Genomic DNA, 16,296 nt, shown 5'->3' with positions numbered 1-16,296 from the left:
GGGGCCTTTTGGGACACGCCCAAGTAGTATCGAAGGGAAGAATCGCCAGACAGGTGTGCCCTGTCCGCTGTCGCAGCGGGGCACCACCTGACGACAACTCTGGGAGGAGGCGGCCCGATGGGCATTCTGGACAGTATGGAGCGCGGCATCGAAAAGATGGTCCGCGGCGCCTTCTCCGTCGGCGGCAAAGGCCAGGTGCAGCCGGTGGAGATTGCAAGCCGGCTGCGCCGCGAACTGGACAACGGTTCCATCACGTTGGCCCAGGGCCGCACGCTGGCTCCCAACGTCTTCGACGTCAGGCTGGGCGATTCCGACTACGCCATGGCAGAACAATGGGGCGCCACGCTGGCCGAAGAACTGTGCGACGTGGTCATCCGCCACGTCAACAGCCAGAAGTACACCCTGCAGGGTCCGGTCCGCGTTTCCTTCACCAAGGACGGCGAACTCAAGGGCGGCGATTTCGAAGTCCACGCCACCGTGGTGAAATCCGAGGGCCACCAGCAGCAGCCCGTGCAGCGCAGCGCCCCCGCGGCGCCGTCGCGCCAGCCCACGCTGCTGACGCCCGTGCTGGAAATCAACGGGCAGCGCTACTCGCTTAACGCGCCGTCCATCGTCCTCGGACGCTCCTCCGAAGCCGACATCATGGTGGACGACACCGGAGTCTCGCGGCGCCATCTGGAGATCCGCACCGAAGGCGGCTCGGCTGTGGCCGTGGATCTGGGCTCAACCAACGGCAGCTATGTCAACGGCCAAAAGATCAACGGCCAGATTGACCTCACCGACGGCTCCGTCATCACCATGGGCCGCACCCGCATTACCTTCCGCCTGCTGCCGACACGGGGCGGCGGGGCCTAATGGGCGAGCTGGTCGTCACCGCGCTGCGGTTCGGTTTCCTGATCCTGCTCTGGATCATGATCATCAGCATCGTCGCCGCCCTGCGGCGGGACCTGCAGATCGGCAAGCGCAGCCGCACCGGCTCCCCCACCGCGCGCGAAGTCCGCAAGAATCCCGATCTGGCGGATGCTCCGGCTCCCAGGGTGGCTCCGCGCCGCCTGGTGGTCACGGAAGGGCCGCTGGCAGGGCACTCATTGGAACTGGCCGCGAGCCCCATCCTGTTGGGCCGGGCCCAGGAAGCCACGCTGGTGCTGGAGGACGACTACGCCTCCGGCCGGCACGCCCGGCTCTTTCCGCAGGGCAGCCGCTGGTTCATCGAGGACCTCGGCTCCACCAACGGCACCTACCTTGCAGAGAACCAGCTGACGCGGGCGCTGCCCGTTGACCCCGGCGTTCCCATCCGGATCGGCAAGACGGTCATTGAGTTGAGGCCCTGACGGTGGCTCTGGTTCTGCGCTATGCAGCGCGGTCTGACGTGGGTAAGGCGCGGTCCAAAAACGACGATTCCGCCTACGCCGGGCGCTATCTTGCCGTGGTGGCCGACGGCATGGGCGGCCATGCCGGCGGTGACGTGGCCTCGGCGTCCACGGTGCTGGACCTGGTCCACCTGGACCGCTCAGGCCATCAGGATCCGGCCAACGTGCTGGCCGACGAGATCCAGACCGCCAATTCCATCCTTTCGGAACTGGTGCAGACCAGTCCCAAGCTGGCGGGCATGGGCACGACCGTCACGGCCCTGCTGCTGCATGACGACAAGCTCGAATTCGCCCATATCGGCGATTCCCGTGCCTACCGGCTGAAAAACGGCACCTTCGAGCAGGTCAGCGTCGACCACACGTTCGTGCAGCGGCTCATCGACGAAGGCCGACTCCTTCCCGCGGAAGCCGAGATCCACCCGCACCGCAACGTGCTGATGCGCGTGTTGGGCGACGTCGATGCCAGCCCCGAACTCGACCTGGCCAGCCATCGGGCCGAGCCGGGGGAGAAGTGGCTGCTCTGCTCCGATGGACTCAACGCGGTAGTGCCGGACAGTGTGGTGGAGTCCGTGGTGCGCAACGCACCCACGCTGCAGGACGCCGTCGATGAACTGGTGGATCTCACGCTTGACGGCGGTTCCCCGGACAACGTGACCATCGTGATGGTCGAGGTCGCCGAAGCGGCACCCGAGCCAGCCGATACCGCCTCCCTTGGCCTCGCCCCGGAACGGCCGAAGGCATCAGCCCTGAAGCACGACGGCGTCGCCTCCCCGGTGGTCCCGGCGCCGACACCCGCCGCCGGAGCCTCTCCCGAGGGAGCCGCAGGGGGGACGGGCACCGCCGACGAAGAGCTGCAACCGCACGAGGCAATCCGTGCCGAGGCCATCCGCCGGGAACTGGAGACCCGTCCGCACGTGCTGGTGGGTGCCGCGGCACTTGCCACCGAAACCGGACAGATTCCAATCGTCACGGCCCACTCCAACAAGCGCCGGGCGGCCGCATTGCTGACCCACAAGGCTCCGGAGGATCCGGAAACGCCCGACGCCGAGGCCCCCGCACCGGTCCGCAAGCCCTGGCTGATTCCGGCATTCCTGACCGTCATGTCGTTGCTGCTGGTGGCGGTCATGTGGTTCGGCTACCTGTGGACGCAGACGCAGTATTTCGTTGCCTCGGCCGACGGACGGGTGGCCATCTTCAACGGCGTCTCCCAGAACTTCGGGCCGGTAGCGCTTTCACATGTGGACACGGTTTACAACATCCCGTTGGAAAGCCTGCCGGCCTACCAACAGCAACGGCTGGAGTCGAGCATTTCCGCACGGGACCTGGGGCACGCTGAGGAGATCGTGGAACAGTTGCGAATCAGCAGCCAGCGGAACTGCCCGGCACCCGAGCCCAGCCCCAGTGCTGTACCGACCGACCGGCCCAGCGGTTCGCCGCGGGCGACTCCTGGACCGCTTGCCAGTCCCCGACCCACCGTGCCACCGGAATGTGTAGGTGGATAAGCCATGAGTAACATCCAGACAGTGCCCCGTTCCCGGCGCAACACCGAACTGCTCCTGCTCGTGCTGGCTTTGATTGTCGGCATCGGAGCCAACATGCTGGTGGGGTTGGACCAGGACCGGGCCTTCGACAGCGACTTCTTTACCCAGGGCGGCACCTTGGTGGTGCTGGTCCTCGTGGTGCACGTGGTCCTGCGCCTCCGGGCGAGATATGCCGATCCGGTAATACTCCCGATCGTGACCGCCCTTAATGGCGTGGGGCTGGCGATGATCCACCGCTTGGACATTGCCAACAACGACTCCGCCGCGGGACGCCAGCTCCTGTGGACCGGCGTGGCCATCGCCGTCGTGGTCGCCGTTATCTGGCTGCTGCCCGACCACCGCGTTTTGCGCCGCTTCACCTACATATCCTTGATAACCAGCGCCATCCTGCTCATCCTCCCGCTGCTGCCGTTCGTCGGGATGGAAATCAACGGCGCCCGGATCTGGGTGAACCTGGGGTTCGCCACCTTCCAGCCGGGCGAAATCGCGAAGATCACGCTCGCCATATTCTTCGCTGGGTATCTTTCCACGAACCGCGACCTCATCCTGCTCGCGGGCAAGAAAATCGGCCCGCTGCAGCTGCCCCGCTGGCAGGACATGGGCCCCATGCTGGTGGCCTGGCTGGTCAGCATCGGCGTCTTGGTCTTCCAGCGGGATTTGGGCTCCTCGATCCTGTTCTTTGGCCTGTTCATGGCCATGATCTATGTGGCCACCAGCCGCGTCAGCTGGGTCCTGATCGGCCTGCTCATGATTGCGGTGGGCGGTGTCGTGGCCTTCCAGCTGTTCCCGCACGTCACCGCACGTATTGACGGCTGGATCAATGCGTTCGACCCCGAGGTCTACAACCGAATCGGCGGCAGCCACCAGATCGTCCAGGGGCTGTTCGGGCTAGCCAGCGGTGCGCTCACCGGCACGGGCCTCGGGCAAGGCCGGCCTGACCTGGTGACCTATGCGAACAGCGACATGATCATTGCCGCACTCGGCGAGGAGTTGGGGCTCATCGGGCTCAGCGCCATCGTGATGCTCTACATCCTCTTGGTCAGCCGTGGCATCCGGGCGGCGCTGGGAAGCCGGGATGCTTTCGGAAAGCTCCTGGCGACGGGGCTCTCGTTCACTTTGGCGCTGCAGTGCTTCGTGGTGATCGGGGGCGTCACCCGCCTGATTCCGCTGACCGGTCTGACCACACCGTTCCTGGCCGCCGGCGGCTCTTCGCTGTTGGCCAACTGGCTGATCGTCGCCCTGCTGCTGCTGATTTCCGACGCGGCACGCCGTCCTGCCCTGACCGGACCGGCCGCCGGCCGACGTCCTCCGGGTGGTGACCGGCCGTCGCGCCGCAACCAGACCGAAGGACGGAACACCGGATCCACGGAGGTGATCCAGCCATGAACCAGGCCATCCGCAATACTTGGATCGTCGCCATCGCGATGTTCGCGCTGCTGTTTGGATCGCTCACGGTCGTGCAGTTCTTCGAGGCCGAAAACCTTAACGCCAACCCGTGGAACAGCCGGACCATTTACAAGGACTTCGACAAGAACCGGGGCGCCATCCTGGTGGGCGGCGACCCGATCGCCGAGTCGGTTCCCTCGGACGACGAGTTCGCCTACCAGCGCGTCTACAACGAACCCGCGCTCTATGCGCCGATCACCGGCTTCTACTCGCTGGTGTACGGCTCCACGCAGATGGAGTCGGCGATGAACGATCAGCTCTCCGGTTCCGGCGACGAGTTCTTCTACGAACAGATCGTGCAGATGTTTTCCGGCGGCCAGGTCGAGGGCGCCTCCGTGGAGCTGACCTTGGACCCCGAGCTGCAGCAGCTGGCCTGGGACCTGATTCCCGACGGCGTTAAGGGCTCGATCGTGGTGATGGAGCCGGACACCGGCAACATCCTCGCGATGGTCTCCAAGCCCAGCTTCGATCCGAACGCGCTGGCGGGGCACAACACCGAAGAGGTCACGCAGAACATGGCCGAGTTGGAGAAGGTGCCGGGACTGTCTCCGTTCACCAACCCGGCGACCGAGAGCCTGCTGGCCCCGGGCTCCGTGTTCAAGCTGGTCGTAGCCGCTGCCGCCTTGGAGTCGGGCCAATACGACGCCGACAGCAAGCTCGACAACCCCCCGTCCCTGCCGCTTCCCGGCACTAACGTTGAGCTGCCCAACTACCTCAATGGCGGCTGTGCAGCCCGGACCACCGCCGACTTTTCCTTCGCCCTGGAGCAATCCTGCAATACGCCCTTCGCGCAGATCGCCATGGATTTGGGCGAAGACGCCATCGCAGAGCAGGCCGCCAAGTTCGGATACGGCGAGTCCTACCAGATCCCGACCCATGTCACCGCGAGCCAGTTCCCGACCGGCATGAGCGATGACCTGCTCGCCCAGTCGGCCATCGGCCAGTACGACGTCCGCGTGACCCCCCTGCAGGTGGCCATGACGACCAGCGCCATCGCCAACGACGGCGTGCTGATGAAGCCGAACCTCGTGCGCACGGTGCGCGCGCCGGACCTGCGCGTCATGGACAGCCCCGAGCCCCAAGAACTGCAGCGTTCGCTTTCCGCAGACAACGCGCAGCTGATTCAGGACTGGATGGTCAATGTGGTCAGCCGGGGCATTGGCGGCGGGGCCGCCATTCCGGGCGTCGAGGTGGCCGGCAAGACCGGGACGGCAGAACTGCTGGCCGGCGAAGAAGGAAACAACTCGTGGTTCACCGGATTTGCGCCGGCGGATGACCCCCAGGCCGTCGTATCCGTCGTCTTCGAGGACGTCGATGTGACTACCGGTTCTTCACTCTCAAGTCCAAGTGCTCGGCAACTCCTAGAGGCGGTGTTAAATAAGTGAGACCTACCTCGGGTATCACCTTAGGCGGCAGGTACCAGCTCACTGAACGTATCGCTATCGGCGGCATGGGTGAGGTCTGGAAGGCGCAGGACCAGGTCCTGGGCCGCATTGTCGCCATCAAGGTCCTCAAAGAGGAGTACACGGGCGACCCGGGCTTCCTCAACCGCTTCCGAGCCGAGGCCCGGCACACCGCGCTGCTGAACCACACCGGTATTGCCAATGTCTTTGATTACGGCGAAGAGGCCGGATCCGCCTACCTGGTGATGGAGCTCGTGCCCGGCCATCCGCTCTCGGCCATCATCGAGCGCGAGCGTGTGCTATCACCGGACCGGACGCTGTCCATCATCACCCAGACGGCCAAGGCGCTTGCCGTCGCCCACGCACAGGGCCTGGTACACCGCGACGTCAAGCCCGGAAACCTGCTGATCACGCCCGAAGGCCGGGTCAAGATCACCGACTTCGGCATTGCGCGGCTGGCCGACCAGGTTCCGCTGACCGCAACCGGCCAGGTCATGGGCACCGCCCAGTATCTGGCGCCGGAACAGGCGACGGGACAGACAGCCACCGGACAGAGCGACATCTATTCGCTCGGCGTCATCGGCTACGAGTGCCTCTCCGGTTCCCGGCCGTTCTCCGGTGAATCGCAGATCGCCATTGCCTTGGCCCAGGTCAACGACACTCCCCCGCCGCTGCCCGAGTCCCTGCCGCGGCCGGTCCGCGCACTGCTGATGTCCATGCTGGCCAAGGACCCGGCCGACCGGCCGGCCAACGCGGAAAAGCTCGCCGAGGCGGCGGACGCCATCCGTGCCGGCAACATCCGGGCCGCCGAAGCAGCTGTCCCGGGCATGCTGCTGTTCGGCGGGGACGACAGCACCGGTTTGATGACTGCTCCGGTCCCCGCCCCCGGAACCGCTCCGACCCGCGCCGTCAGCGCCGGGACATCCCAGCTGCCTGCCGTCGACGACGCGGAAGCTGCGAGCCTCGGCGCCGAACGGAACTGGACCGACCAGGATCTGGACAGCGACGAGCCCGACGAAACACCGCGCCGCCAGCAGAAGAAACGCAGTCCCTGGACCTGGCCGTTGGTCGGCTTGATCCTGTTGATTCTGTTCGCCGTGGCCGGCGCGATCCTGCTGCCCATGCTGACCCCCACCGGCGGCACGGAGTCGTCGCCGTCCGCCTCCAGCTCGACAACACGGTCGGCGCCGAAGACCACCTCCGCCGCGCCAACCGAAGAAGAGACCGAGGAACCGCGCGAAACACCAACGCAGGAGACCAACCAACTGTCGGCCAATGCGTTCCTGGGCCGACCCTTCAGCGACGTCCGGTCCGAGCTCGAAAACATGGGCTACCAGGTGGTTCCCAACCCGGTGGAGAGCGGCGAAGCCGAGAATACCGTCATCGACATCGCGCCGACCGGCGCCGTCGTGGTCGGCGAAGCAATCACCGTCACCTACTCCACCGGCCCCGGAACTGTCACCATTCCCAACGGGCTTGCCGGGCAGTCCGAGCAGCAGGTGCGCGAAGCCCTGATCGGCCTGAACCTGGTTCCGCAGAAGTCCGGCGAACAGCCGAGCGATGAAGAGGCCGGCACCGTGCTCAGCCTGTCTCCCGACGGCGGTGACGTTCCGGTCGGGTCCACCGTCAGCTACGTTGTCTCCAGCGGGCCGGAAGAAGAAGAAACTCCGGCGCCGACAGAAACGGGCTCACCTGATGCCAAGGGCCTGCCGACCTCCGCTCCCGACACGCGCGGCGGTAAGCCGTGACCGGATCCTGGTCGGTCTGATGGAAGGACGACAACCAGTGGACTCGCCGCACATCCTGGCTGGCCGCTACGAGGTGGGTGAACTCATCGGACGCGGCGGGATGGCCGATGTGCTGCTGGGCCGTGACATCCGCCTGGGGCGCTCGGTGGCGGTCAAGCAGCTGCGCGCCGACCTGGCCCGCGACCCGATGCTGCAGTCCCGGTTCCGGCGCGAAGCCCAAGCGGTGGCCGGGCTGAACCACCCGGCAATCGTTGCCGTCTACGACACCGGGGACATGGATCTACCCGGGGGTGCGGCGCACGACGTCAAGGTCCCGTTCATCGTGATGGAGTACGTCCGGGGCCGGACGCTGCGTGAATTCATCAAGGCCCGCGAGCTGAGCATCGAGGATTCGGTCCGCTATGCCCTCGGCGTCCTGGCCGCGCTCGAATACAGCCACCGCTCGGGCATCGTGCACCGCGACATAAAGCCGGCCAACGTCATGGTCACGCCGGACGGCAGCGTGAAGGTGATGGACTTCGGCATTGCACGGGCGCTGGCCGATTCGGCAGCGACGATGACGCAGACCCAGGCCGTCCTGGGGACCGCGCAGTACCTTTCCCCCGAGCAGGCCCGGGGCGAAGCCGTGGATGCGCGCAGCGACCTGTACTCGGCCGCCTGCCTGCTCTACGAAATGCTTGCCGGCCGTCCGCCCTTCATCGGTGACAGCCCGGTCTCCGTGGCCTACCAACATGTCCGCGAACTCCCCGAACCGGCCAGCCGCTTCAACCCGGACGTCACTCCTGCGCTGGATTCCGTGCTGGAACATGCGCTCCAAAAGGACAAAGCCGACCGGTTCCAGACGGCCGCGGCATTCTCGGACGCGCTGCGTGCGGCCCTGGCCGGGACGTCGCACCAGGCGGCCGGGACGGCAACCGAAGCGTTCCCCGCACTGACTCCCGCCACGGAACTGATCACGCAGCAGGCCCAGGCCGTGTCTGGCGAGACTCCGGAACTATCCCACACCGCCTACTCACCCGACGATGACGCCGGACCGGACACCGCCTCCTATGACCGCGGGCATCTCCCCACAGCCTTGGCCGTGGGCACCGAAGAGGACGTCGAACCCGAACGCCGGGCCAAGCGCCGGGCCTGGATTGTCACGCTGATCATTGCCCTGCTGCTGGTGCTGGTGGGCGGGGGCTACTACGTCTACAACATGCTGGCGCAGAACGCCGTCCCGGATACGGTTGCCGTTCCAGCCGTGGCGGGGATGGACCAGAACGCCGCTACCAACGCCGTCTGGGCAGCGGACCTCCAGCCACGGGTTGAACAGGAGTTCAGCGACGACGTCGAGGCGGGCATGGCAACCCGAACCGATCCGGACGTCGGAGAACAGCTGGAACCGGGCAGCCAAGTCGTGGTCTACATCTCCCAAGGCAGCGAATTCGCCACCATTCCCAAGGACCTGGCCGGCCGCACCGAAGCCGAGGTACGGGACAAGCTCCGGAACCTGGGTCTGGAGCCGGGGGAAAACGTTCCGGCGAACAGCGCCACCCTGCCGCGCGGGAATGTGGTGACCACCAAGCCTGCTCCCGGCGAGAAGGTCAAGACCGGCTCCACGGTGGACCTGGTCATCTCGAACGGCATGGTGCGCGTTCCCGACCTGATGAACAAGACTCTCGAAGAAGCCGGCACGATGCTGGAAGACGCGGCCGTCGCCCTGCCCTACCGGGTGCAAGAGGTCGACAACGAGGTGGTCGCGCCCGGCACCGTCGTCGGCCAGAGCGTTAAAGCGGGAACGGACGTCGAACAGGGTACCGAGATGGTCCTGACGGTCACCGTTGAACCGCCTGCACCTGAGCCCTCGGAGACCGTTACGTCGGACCCGGAGGACTCCAACAAAGGAAATGGCTCCGGCAGCGGGAACAACTCCGGCAACGGCAGCGGGAACGGCAGCGGGAACGGCCGCGGCAATGGGAACGGCAACGGCAACGGCAACGACTGAGCCAACCGGTAGAGGCGACCGGCCCTCCGGGGCAATCCCGTCCCGGAGGGGTCAGTGGGTAATGAGTGGGCTGAGCGTGGCAGCGCGTTCGGCCGTGCCCTCCGCACCGAGCGACTCCAGCCAGTTGCCGAGCATCAGGTACCCGCCTTCGGTCAGCACCGATTCGGGATGGAACTGCACGCCCCATAGGGGCGCGCTCCGGTGCGCCAGCCCCATCACGACTCCGCTGTCGGTCTCCGCGGTAATCTCCAGCTCGGCAGGGATGGTGCTGCGCACGGCCGCCAACGAGTGGTAGCGGGTGGCCGTGAACGGGTTCGGCACACCCACGAAGGCGTTCTGGTCACCGTGTGTCACGTGGGAGGTCTTCCCGTGCATCAATTCCGGAGCGTGGGTGACGGTGGCACCATATGCCTCGGCCAGCGCCTGGTGGCCCAGGCACACGCCGAACATGGGCTTCGCTTCCCGGCCGCACCAACGGATCAGCTCGATGCAGATGCCCGCCTCAGCCGGCGTTCCCGGGCCGGGGGAGACCAACACGCCGTCGCGGGCTGCGGCCAGTTCCACCGCCTCCTCGAGGGTGACGTCGTCGTTGCGGACCACGGTCGTTTCCGCGCCGAGTTCCTGGAGGTAACCGACCAGGGTGTAGACGAAGCTGTCATAGTTGTCGACGACGAGGATGCGCGGAGTCTTGCTCATGTGACGGTCGTGCCAATCGTGGAGTTGTTCCGGGACAGGAGGCTGCGAAAGCCGGCCGGCACCCCGTCAGGGGACCAGGAGCCAAGCGGCAATTCAGCAGCACTCACTCCATGATCGGTCCCGCGCGGTGATCCCGGCAAATGCGCGGCGGCGAACGTCACATACATTGGCTAGACTAAACAGCTAGACGGCCGGCGGCGGCGGACTCGCATGGAGATTGCGGCCCCGGTCAGGCAGTGCCAACCACCCCTTGATGCCCCGGAGGATCTGTGCCCGAGTCGAAGCGCCGCAAGAGGACCGAACGGCGTCCCGAGGAATTGACCGCCAAGGGCAATAAGCCCAACGCCGTCTGGTTTAAACCGGTTATGTTCGGCCTCATGATCATTGGCCTGTTCTGGATCATCGTTTTCTACATCACGCAGGGGGCATGGCCGCTGCCGGCAGCAGGGTCATGGAACATCATGATCGGTTTCGGTATCGCCATCGCCGGCTTCCTGATGACGACCAGGTGGCGCTCGTAGGCAGTCATGCTGGTCGATAACGGCATCTACGTCGACGGCGTCCGTGCCGCCACGCCCAAAACCCTGGAGCAGACGTTCAGCGAGCTGCACCGGTACGCGGGCATGGCCTGGATTGGCCTCTACCGGCCGAGCGAGCCGGAGCTGGCCGCTGTGGCAGCGGAGTTCGACCTGCACCACTTGGCCGTGGAGGACGCCTTGCGGGGCCACCAGCGCGCCAAGCTGGAACAATACGGCCGCACGCTCTTCACCGTACTCCGGCCCGCGCGCTACATCGACGAGACGGAGAAAGTGGAGTTCGGCGAACTGCACGTCTTCATGGGGCGGGACTTCCTGATCACCGTCCGGCACGCGGAGTCGCCGGATTTGGCGCACGTCCGGCAACGGATGGAGGCCGTGCCCGATTTGCTGGCAACAGGACCGCAGGCGGCGCTTTACGCGGTCCTGGACCAGGTCGTCGATGAGTACGAGCCGGTGGTGTTCGGCCTGGAGAACGACATCGACGAGATCGAAGACCAGCTCTTCGGCGGCGATCCAGACGTTTCACGACGGATCTACGAACTGTTGCGCGAGGTCATCGAGTTCCAGCGTGCCCTGCAGCCGCTGCAGGGCATGATCACCGTCCTCGAACGAGGCACCGACAATCCTGCCCTGAACCTTGAGGTGGCCCGCGGCCTGCGTGACGTCGAGGACCATGTGATCCGGCTGAACGAGCGCGTCGACGCCTTCCGGGCCGTCCTGCAGAACGCCCTGAGCCTCAGCTCCACCCTGCAGGCCCAGAAACTCACCGAAACCAGCGTCGCGCAGAACGAACAGGTCAAGCGCATCTCCTCGTGGGCCGCCATACTCTTCGCCCCGACTTTGGTGGCGTCGGTCTACGGGATGAACTTCACCGTGATGCCGGAGCTCGACTGGCCGCTGGGCTACCCGATGTCGCTGGTCCTGATGTTCCTGACCGCCCTCGGGCTTTACTGGTTCTTCCGGCGCAACAGGTGGCTCTGAAGCCCGCGTGACCGGGGCAGATGGGGCAGGAGCCCGCTCCCTGGATACGGGAACGGGCTCCTGGCGGGACGGCGGCCGCGGGGCGGTCAGCCGGCGTCTGCCGCGGCCATCACGGCAGCGGTGACGGCCGGGGCGACCCGGGGGTCCAGCGGGCTGGGGATGATGTAGTCGGCCGCGAGGTCTTCCCCGACGATTCCCGCGATTGCCTCCGCCGCGGCGACTTTCATGGCGGAGGTGATGCGGCGGGCACCGGCGTCCAGTGCGCCACGGAAAATTCCCGGGAAAGCCAGGACGTTGTTGATCTGGTTGGGGAAATCGCTGCGTCCGGTGGCCACAACCCTCGCGAACTTCGCGGCCGTATCCGGGTGTACTTCCGGATCCGGGTTGGACAGCGCGAAAATGATGGCGTCGTCGGACATCTTCTCCAGGGTCTCTTCCGGGATCGTGCCGGAGGAAACGCCGATCAACACGTCTGCCCCGTCGAGCGCCTGCGCGCTGCCGCCGGTCACCCCGCGCGGGTTGGTGCGGGCAGCGTAGGCGGCCTTGACCCCGGTCAAATCGCCGCGGTCGCTGTGGATGATGCCGCGCGAATCCAGCAGCGTCACGTCGGCAACCCCGGCGGCCAGCAGGATTTCGGCGACGGCGATGCCCGCCGCGCCCGCCCCGGAAATAACCACCTTCAGCGACGCCAGCTCGCGGTCGACCACCTGGGCGGCATTGGTCAGCGCAGCAAGGGCTACGACGGCGGTGCCGTGCTGGTCATCGTGCATGACCGGCATGTCCAGGGCTTCGATGAGACGGGCCTCGAGCTCGAAGCAGCGCGGCGCCGAAATATCCTCAAGGTTGACGGCGCCGAAGCTCGATCGCAGCCGCACCAGGGTCTCGATGATTTCGCCGACGTCGGTGGTCTCGAGGACCAGCGGAATGGAGTCCAAGCCGGCAAACTGCTTGAAGAGGGCAGCCTTCCCCTCCATCACCGGGAGCGAGGCAGCCGCACCGATGTTGCCCAATCCCAGCACCGCGGTGCCATCGGAGACCACTGCCACCAAGCGCGAGGCCCACGTGTATTTGCCCGCCATTTCCGGATCCGCGTTGATGGCACGGCTGACCTGGGCAACCCCCGGTGTATAGGCGATGGAAAGGTCGCGCTTGGTCTCCAGCGGGGCGGTGAGGCCGATCTGCAGCTTGCCGCCCTCGTGGGCGCTGAAGATCTCCTCGCGGGTGAGGTCGATTCGTGCGGAGTTGCCAGTTTCGGTAGTCACGTAGTTTCCTTCTGTTGTTCCTTCCCTTCACGGGAGGGCGCGTGAGTGGCCCGGCCTGGGACAGGCCCGACAGGAAGCAGGTCCTCCGAGAGGCCGCGGCTGGCCGTTCTCAAGGCATCGGGCGCGGCGCATTCGATCCGACTATCGCCTGGGTTCCGGGACGGCCGCGCGGGCCCCGTGGCTGGTCGAGCGAGGGGACCGGATTTTTAGGCTACCTGACGGCCGGGTCGCAGGGTCTGCATATGTCTTCGGTCGGCCGATTGTTTCGCATTTCCACTGTAGTACTTGCCTCCCTGCAGGGGTTGCAGCCCTAGTTGTCCACGTTTTCACAGTTGTAGACCGAAGTTATCCACAGCGGTGCATAACTTTGGGGATTACTCCGCCGTCCACCATTCCTCGACCGTCATCGCGTTATCCACACCTGTGGAATTACATGTGTGTAACTTATCCTCACTGTGCATAACTGCTGTGGATAACATCGTTTCACCCCAAACGCGGAGTCCGGACTTTCCACAGTTCGCCCACAGGATGGGGACAGCAGGGGGTGCGGGTGCATCCGTACGCAGGGACAGCGGGGGGTACACAGCACCCACCCGGGGAAGCAGGCGGGTCGCTGGGGGATTGCAGTGCCACTACAACCCGGGGGACAACAACAGGAAGGGCGGGCAGGTACTGCGTCCACGAGGACACTGTTCCTGCCCGCCCTCGGCGGAAGTCGGCCTGGGTTACGTCAACGCCCTCAGGGCGGTGACCGCGACCAGCACCAGCAAGATGGCGCCGAGCCCCGTGAACTGGACCAGGCTCCGCTTCTTCCCCCTCGGCGCATAGGCCAGAACCACAGCGGACAAGGCGCCGACCACCAGTCCACCCAAGTGCGCTTGCCAGGCAATGCCGGAGACAACGAAACCGAGCACCGCGTTGATGCCGATCAGCACCAACAGCGATCTGACCTCGCCGCCGCGTTGGCGCTGCACGATGAACAGTGCGCCGAAAAGACCGAAGATCGCCCCGGAGGCGCCAACCACGGGAATGTTGGGGGCGGAAAGCAGGAGCACGCCTATCGAACCGCCGAAGCCGGAAAGCAGGTACAGCGCCAGGAACCTCAGCCGCCCCAGCAAGGGCTCCAGGTGCCGGCCCAAGATCCACAATGCGTAGAGGTTAAAGGCAATGTGCAAGAGGAAGGTCGGCGAGTGCAGGAATGCCGAGGTGATCATCCGCCACGGTTCCGGCGCGTAGATCGGGTTCGGAAGGGTGTAGACCGGCGCGTACAGGAACTTTTCGGTAAAACCGGGAACGACCCACTGCAGCAGATAGGCAGCGGCGCAGATGCCGATCAGGGTCAGCGTGACCATAGGCCGGCCGACCGAGGCGGCTCCGCCATAGACGGTACGGACAGTCGGCAGGCTGCGCGCCGCTTCGTTGACGCAGTCGACGCACTGGACGCCGACCGACGCCGTGCGCTGGCATTCCGGACACGCCGGGCGGCCGCAACGCTGGCAGCGCACATAGGAGACGCGGTCCGGATGCCGCGGACAGACGGGGACATCGGTTTGCGGCGGATCGGCCGGCATTCCGTAGGACATGGAGGCGCTCCTGCTGGGAAAAAGGTCCCCGCCCGGGTTCCGGGCGGGGACAGTAGGCAACTTAGAGCTGCTCGACAGTGATGTTCTTGATGACCACGTCCTCCAGCGGCTTGTCCCGCTGGTCTGTAGCCACCGCGTTGAGGGAGTCGACGACGGCACGCGAGGCTTCGTCGGTGACGTCGCCGAAGATCGTGTGCTTGCCCTGCAGCCAAGTGGTGGGAACGGTCGTGATGAAGAACTGAGATCCGTTGGTGCCACGGCCACCCTGGATGCCGGCGTTGGCCATGGCCAGCTTGTAGGGCTCGTTGAAGTTCAGTTCAGGGTTGATCTCGTCGTCGAACTGGTAGCCCGGGCCGCCGATGCCCTGGCCCAGCGGGTCGCCGCCCTGGAGCATGAAGTCCTTGATGATGCGGTGGAAGATCACGCCGTCGTAGAGCGGGGCGTTGGTCTCTTCGCCGGTCTGCGGGTGCTTCCAGGTGATCTCGCCGGTGGCCAGCCCGACGAAATTCTTGACGGTTTTCGGGGCGTGGTTGCCGAACAGGTTCACCACGATGTCGCCGTGGTTGGTGTGGATAGTGGCTTTAGCTGTAGCGATAGCAGTCATGGCACCATTCTTCCACGGCGATTCCCGTCGGTTCCCGCCAGCGGCCGGTTCCGCGATGAGTGAAAATGCCGCGCGTTTCACCGTCGGCATAGCCGTCTGCAAGTGCAGGAAGTAGGCTGATGAACGACCGTCACCATTTCCGGGAGGTAGTAGTGAAGAAGACCAAACGAATAGCCCACGACGCAGAAGGCAATGTTTTTGTCCTCGTGGGAACAGCCAAGGACTGGGCCTCTCCCAAGATGGCAGCCGCGCGGAACTGGGCCATCCCGCGGATCGAAAAGGGCATTGAGACCGCTTCACCACGCATCCAGGGAGGGTTGCAGAAGGCCGCCAAGGATCTTTCCCACTCCGTCGTCACTGTGACGCCGAGAATCCAGGACGGATTGGACAGCCTCGCGCCGAAGATTTCCCACGTTGTGGATGAGGCGGCTCCGCGCATTCAGGAGACCCTGGACCGGGCCGCCCCCGCCATCACGCAGGCCCGGGACAAAGTGGTCGGCGAGTACATTCCGTCCGTCTCCGCCCGGCTCGGCGCGACCGCGGACCAAGTCGCCAAGACGCTGGACAAGACTGCGCTGCCCGTATCGGTCCAAGCCGCCGTCATCAAGGCAGGCGGATCCAAGCGCGGCCTCAAGAAAGCCCAGAAGGCAGCAGCCGGGCACGCCAGGAAGGCGGCCAAGGAGTTGAAGAGGCAGCAGAAGTCCGGTGGCGGCAAGGGATGGCTGATCGTGGGCATCCTGGCCGCGGCGGCGACGGCAGGTGTGGCGGCATGGCGCGCTGCCCGGCCGGTCGAAGATCCGTGGAAGACGCCGGTCCAGCCGACGGCTTCGACTACGGCACCGGGTCAAACCTCCACCACCCCCGCTCCGTCGACCTCGACCTCGACGTCGACGTCGGCCTCAACCTCGACAGGTACCGCCTCGGCTGCCGACACCGCAACAGCCAAGCACGCTGCAGCCCCCGCCGCCTCGGGCACCGCAGCGGGAACGCCTGCCGCCGATAAGGGTTCCGAAGCGGCAGCTGCCACGGCCAAAGCGACCGGCGGCGGTCCCACCCGCTCCGCGCGGGCGGCCGGCCAGAAGGCTGCTGAAGCTGCCGACGCTGCCGCCGAGAAGGACACCAAAAAGTAGTTTCCT

The 16,296-nt window shown here is 65.7% G+C and carries 14 protein-coding genes; 10 read left to right on the top strand and 4 right to left on the bottom strand.

Features of this window, described 5'->3' with window-relative positions; translation table 11 throughout:
- Positions 1-117 precede the first annotated feature (117 nt).
- From AC5RV3_RS16220 to pknB, 7 genes are read left to right on the top strand one after another with little or no spacing between them, the layout of a single operon-like run.
- Positions 118-855 carry an FHA domain-containing protein gene (locus AC5RV3_RS16220; RefSeq protein WP_494122989.1) on the top strand — a complete coding sequence of 246 codons (738 nt, stop codon included), beginning with the start codon at positions 118-120 and terminating at the stop codon, positions 853-855.
- Positions 855-1,331: an FHA domain-containing protein FhaB/FipA gene (locus AC5RV3_RS16215; RefSeq protein WP_494110942.1), complete on the top strand. Its 477-nt coding sequence runs from the start codon at positions 855-857 to the stop codon at positions 1,329-1,331. The genes AC5RV3_RS16220 and AC5RV3_RS16215 overlap by 1 nt, the downstream gene beginning before the upstream one ends.
- 2 nt (positions 1,332-1,333) lie before the next feature.
- On the top strand, positions 1,334-2,872 hold the full coding sequence (locus AC5RV3_RS16210) for a PP2C family protein-serine/threonine phosphatase (protein WP_494122988.1): 1,539 nt from the start codon (positions 1,334-1,336) through the stop codon (positions 2,870-2,872).
- Positions 2,873-2,875: 3 nt separating this feature from the next.
- A complete protein-coding gene (locus tag AC5RV3_RS16205; protein ID WP_494122987.1) occupies positions 2,876-4,297 on the top strand; it encodes an FtsW/RodA/SpoVE family cell cycle protein in 1,422 nt (473 codons plus the stop codon).
- Positions 4,294-5,742 (top strand): peptidoglycan D,D-transpeptidase FtsI family protein, encoded by a 1,449-nt coding sequence (locus AC5RV3_RS16200; protein WP_493988408.1) that lies wholly within the window; start codon positions 4,294-4,296, stop codon positions 5,740-5,742. The genes AC5RV3_RS16205 and AC5RV3_RS16200 overlap by 4 nt, the downstream gene beginning before the upstream one ends.
- Entirely contained in the window at positions 5,739-7,508 is a 1,770-nt protein-coding gene (locus AC5RV3_RS16195) for a protein kinase domain-containing protein (RefSeq protein ID WP_494122986.1), read from the top strand. The genes AC5RV3_RS16200 and AC5RV3_RS16195 overlap by 4 nt, the downstream gene beginning before the upstream one ends.
- 19 nt (positions 7,509-7,527) lie before the next feature.
- The gene (gene pknB, locus AC5RV3_RS16190; RefSeq protein WP_494122985.1) at positions 7,528-9,495 is read left to right on the top strand and encodes a Stk1 family PASTA domain-containing Ser/Thr kinase; all 1,968 of its coding nucleotides are present in this window, start codon (positions 7,528-7,530) and stop codon (positions 9,493-9,495) included.
- Positions 9,496-9,546: 51 nt separating this feature from the next.
- On the opposite strand, the gene AC5RV3_RS16185 is transcribed toward pknB, so the two are convergent.
- Positions 9,547-10,191, bottom strand: a complete 645-nt coding sequence (locus AC5RV3_RS16185; protein WP_493988405.1) for an aminodeoxychorismate/anthranilate synthase component II — start codon at positions 10,189-10,191, stop codon at positions 9,547-9,549.
- Between the two features lie 269 nt (positions 10,192-10,460).
- Here AC5RV3_RS16185 and AC5RV3_RS16180 point away from each other — a divergent pair, with 269 nt between their 5' ends.
- Together AC5RV3_RS16180 and AC5RV3_RS16175 are read left to right on the top strand one after the other, a co-directional pair.
- Complete coding sequence (locus AC5RV3_RS16180) at positions 10,461-10,712, top strand: cell division protein CrgA (protein ID WP_494122984.1); 252 nt, start codon at positions 10,461-10,463, stop codon at positions 10,710-10,712.
- 6 nt (positions 10,713-10,718) lie between these two features.
- On the top strand, positions 10,719-11,711 hold the full coding sequence (locus tag AC5RV3_RS16175; protein ID WP_494122983.1) for a magnesium and cobalt transport protein CorA: 993 nt from the start codon (positions 10,719-10,721) through the stop codon (positions 11,709-11,711).
- Between the two features lie 86 nt (positions 11,712-11,797).
- On the opposite strand, the gene AC5RV3_RS16170 is transcribed toward AC5RV3_RS16175, so the two are convergent.
- The 3 genes from AC5RV3_RS16170 to AC5RV3_RS16160 all read right to left on the bottom strand — a co-directional run bounded on the left by AC5RV3_RS16170 (position 11,798) and on the right by AC5RV3_RS16160 (position 15,160).
- Complete coding sequence (locus tag AC5RV3_RS16170; protein ID WP_494122982.1) at positions 11,798-12,973, bottom strand: NAD(P)-dependent malic enzyme; 1,176 nt, start codon at positions 12,971-12,973, stop codon at positions 11,798-11,800.
- Positions 12,974-13,698: 725 nt separating this feature from the next.
- Positions 13,699-14,556, bottom strand: a complete 858-nt coding sequence (locus tag AC5RV3_RS16165; RefSeq protein WP_494122981.1) for a rhomboid family intramembrane serine protease — start codon at positions 14,554-14,556, stop codon at positions 13,699-13,701.
- Positions 14,557-14,617: 61 nt separating this feature from the next.
- On the bottom strand, positions 14,618-15,160 hold the full coding sequence (locus tag AC5RV3_RS16160; protein WP_493988400.1) for a peptidylprolyl isomerase: 543 nt from the start codon (positions 15,158-15,160) through the stop codon (positions 14,618-14,620).
- Positions 15,161-15,279: 119 nt separating this feature from the next.
- Between AC5RV3_RS16160 and AC5RV3_RS16155 the strand changes: the two genes are divergently transcribed.
- Positions 15,280-16,290 carry a hypothetical protein gene (locus AC5RV3_RS16155; RefSeq protein ID WP_494122980.1) on the top strand — a complete coding sequence of 337 codons (1,011 nt, stop codon included), beginning with the start codon at positions 15,280-15,282 and terminating at the stop codon, positions 16,288-16,290.
- Positions 16,291-16,296 lie beyond the last annotated feature (6 nt).

This window comes from Arthrobacter sp. Y3221114 (assembly GCF_059092625.1).
This window is presented reverse-complemented; position numbering and strand designations above follow the sequence as displayed.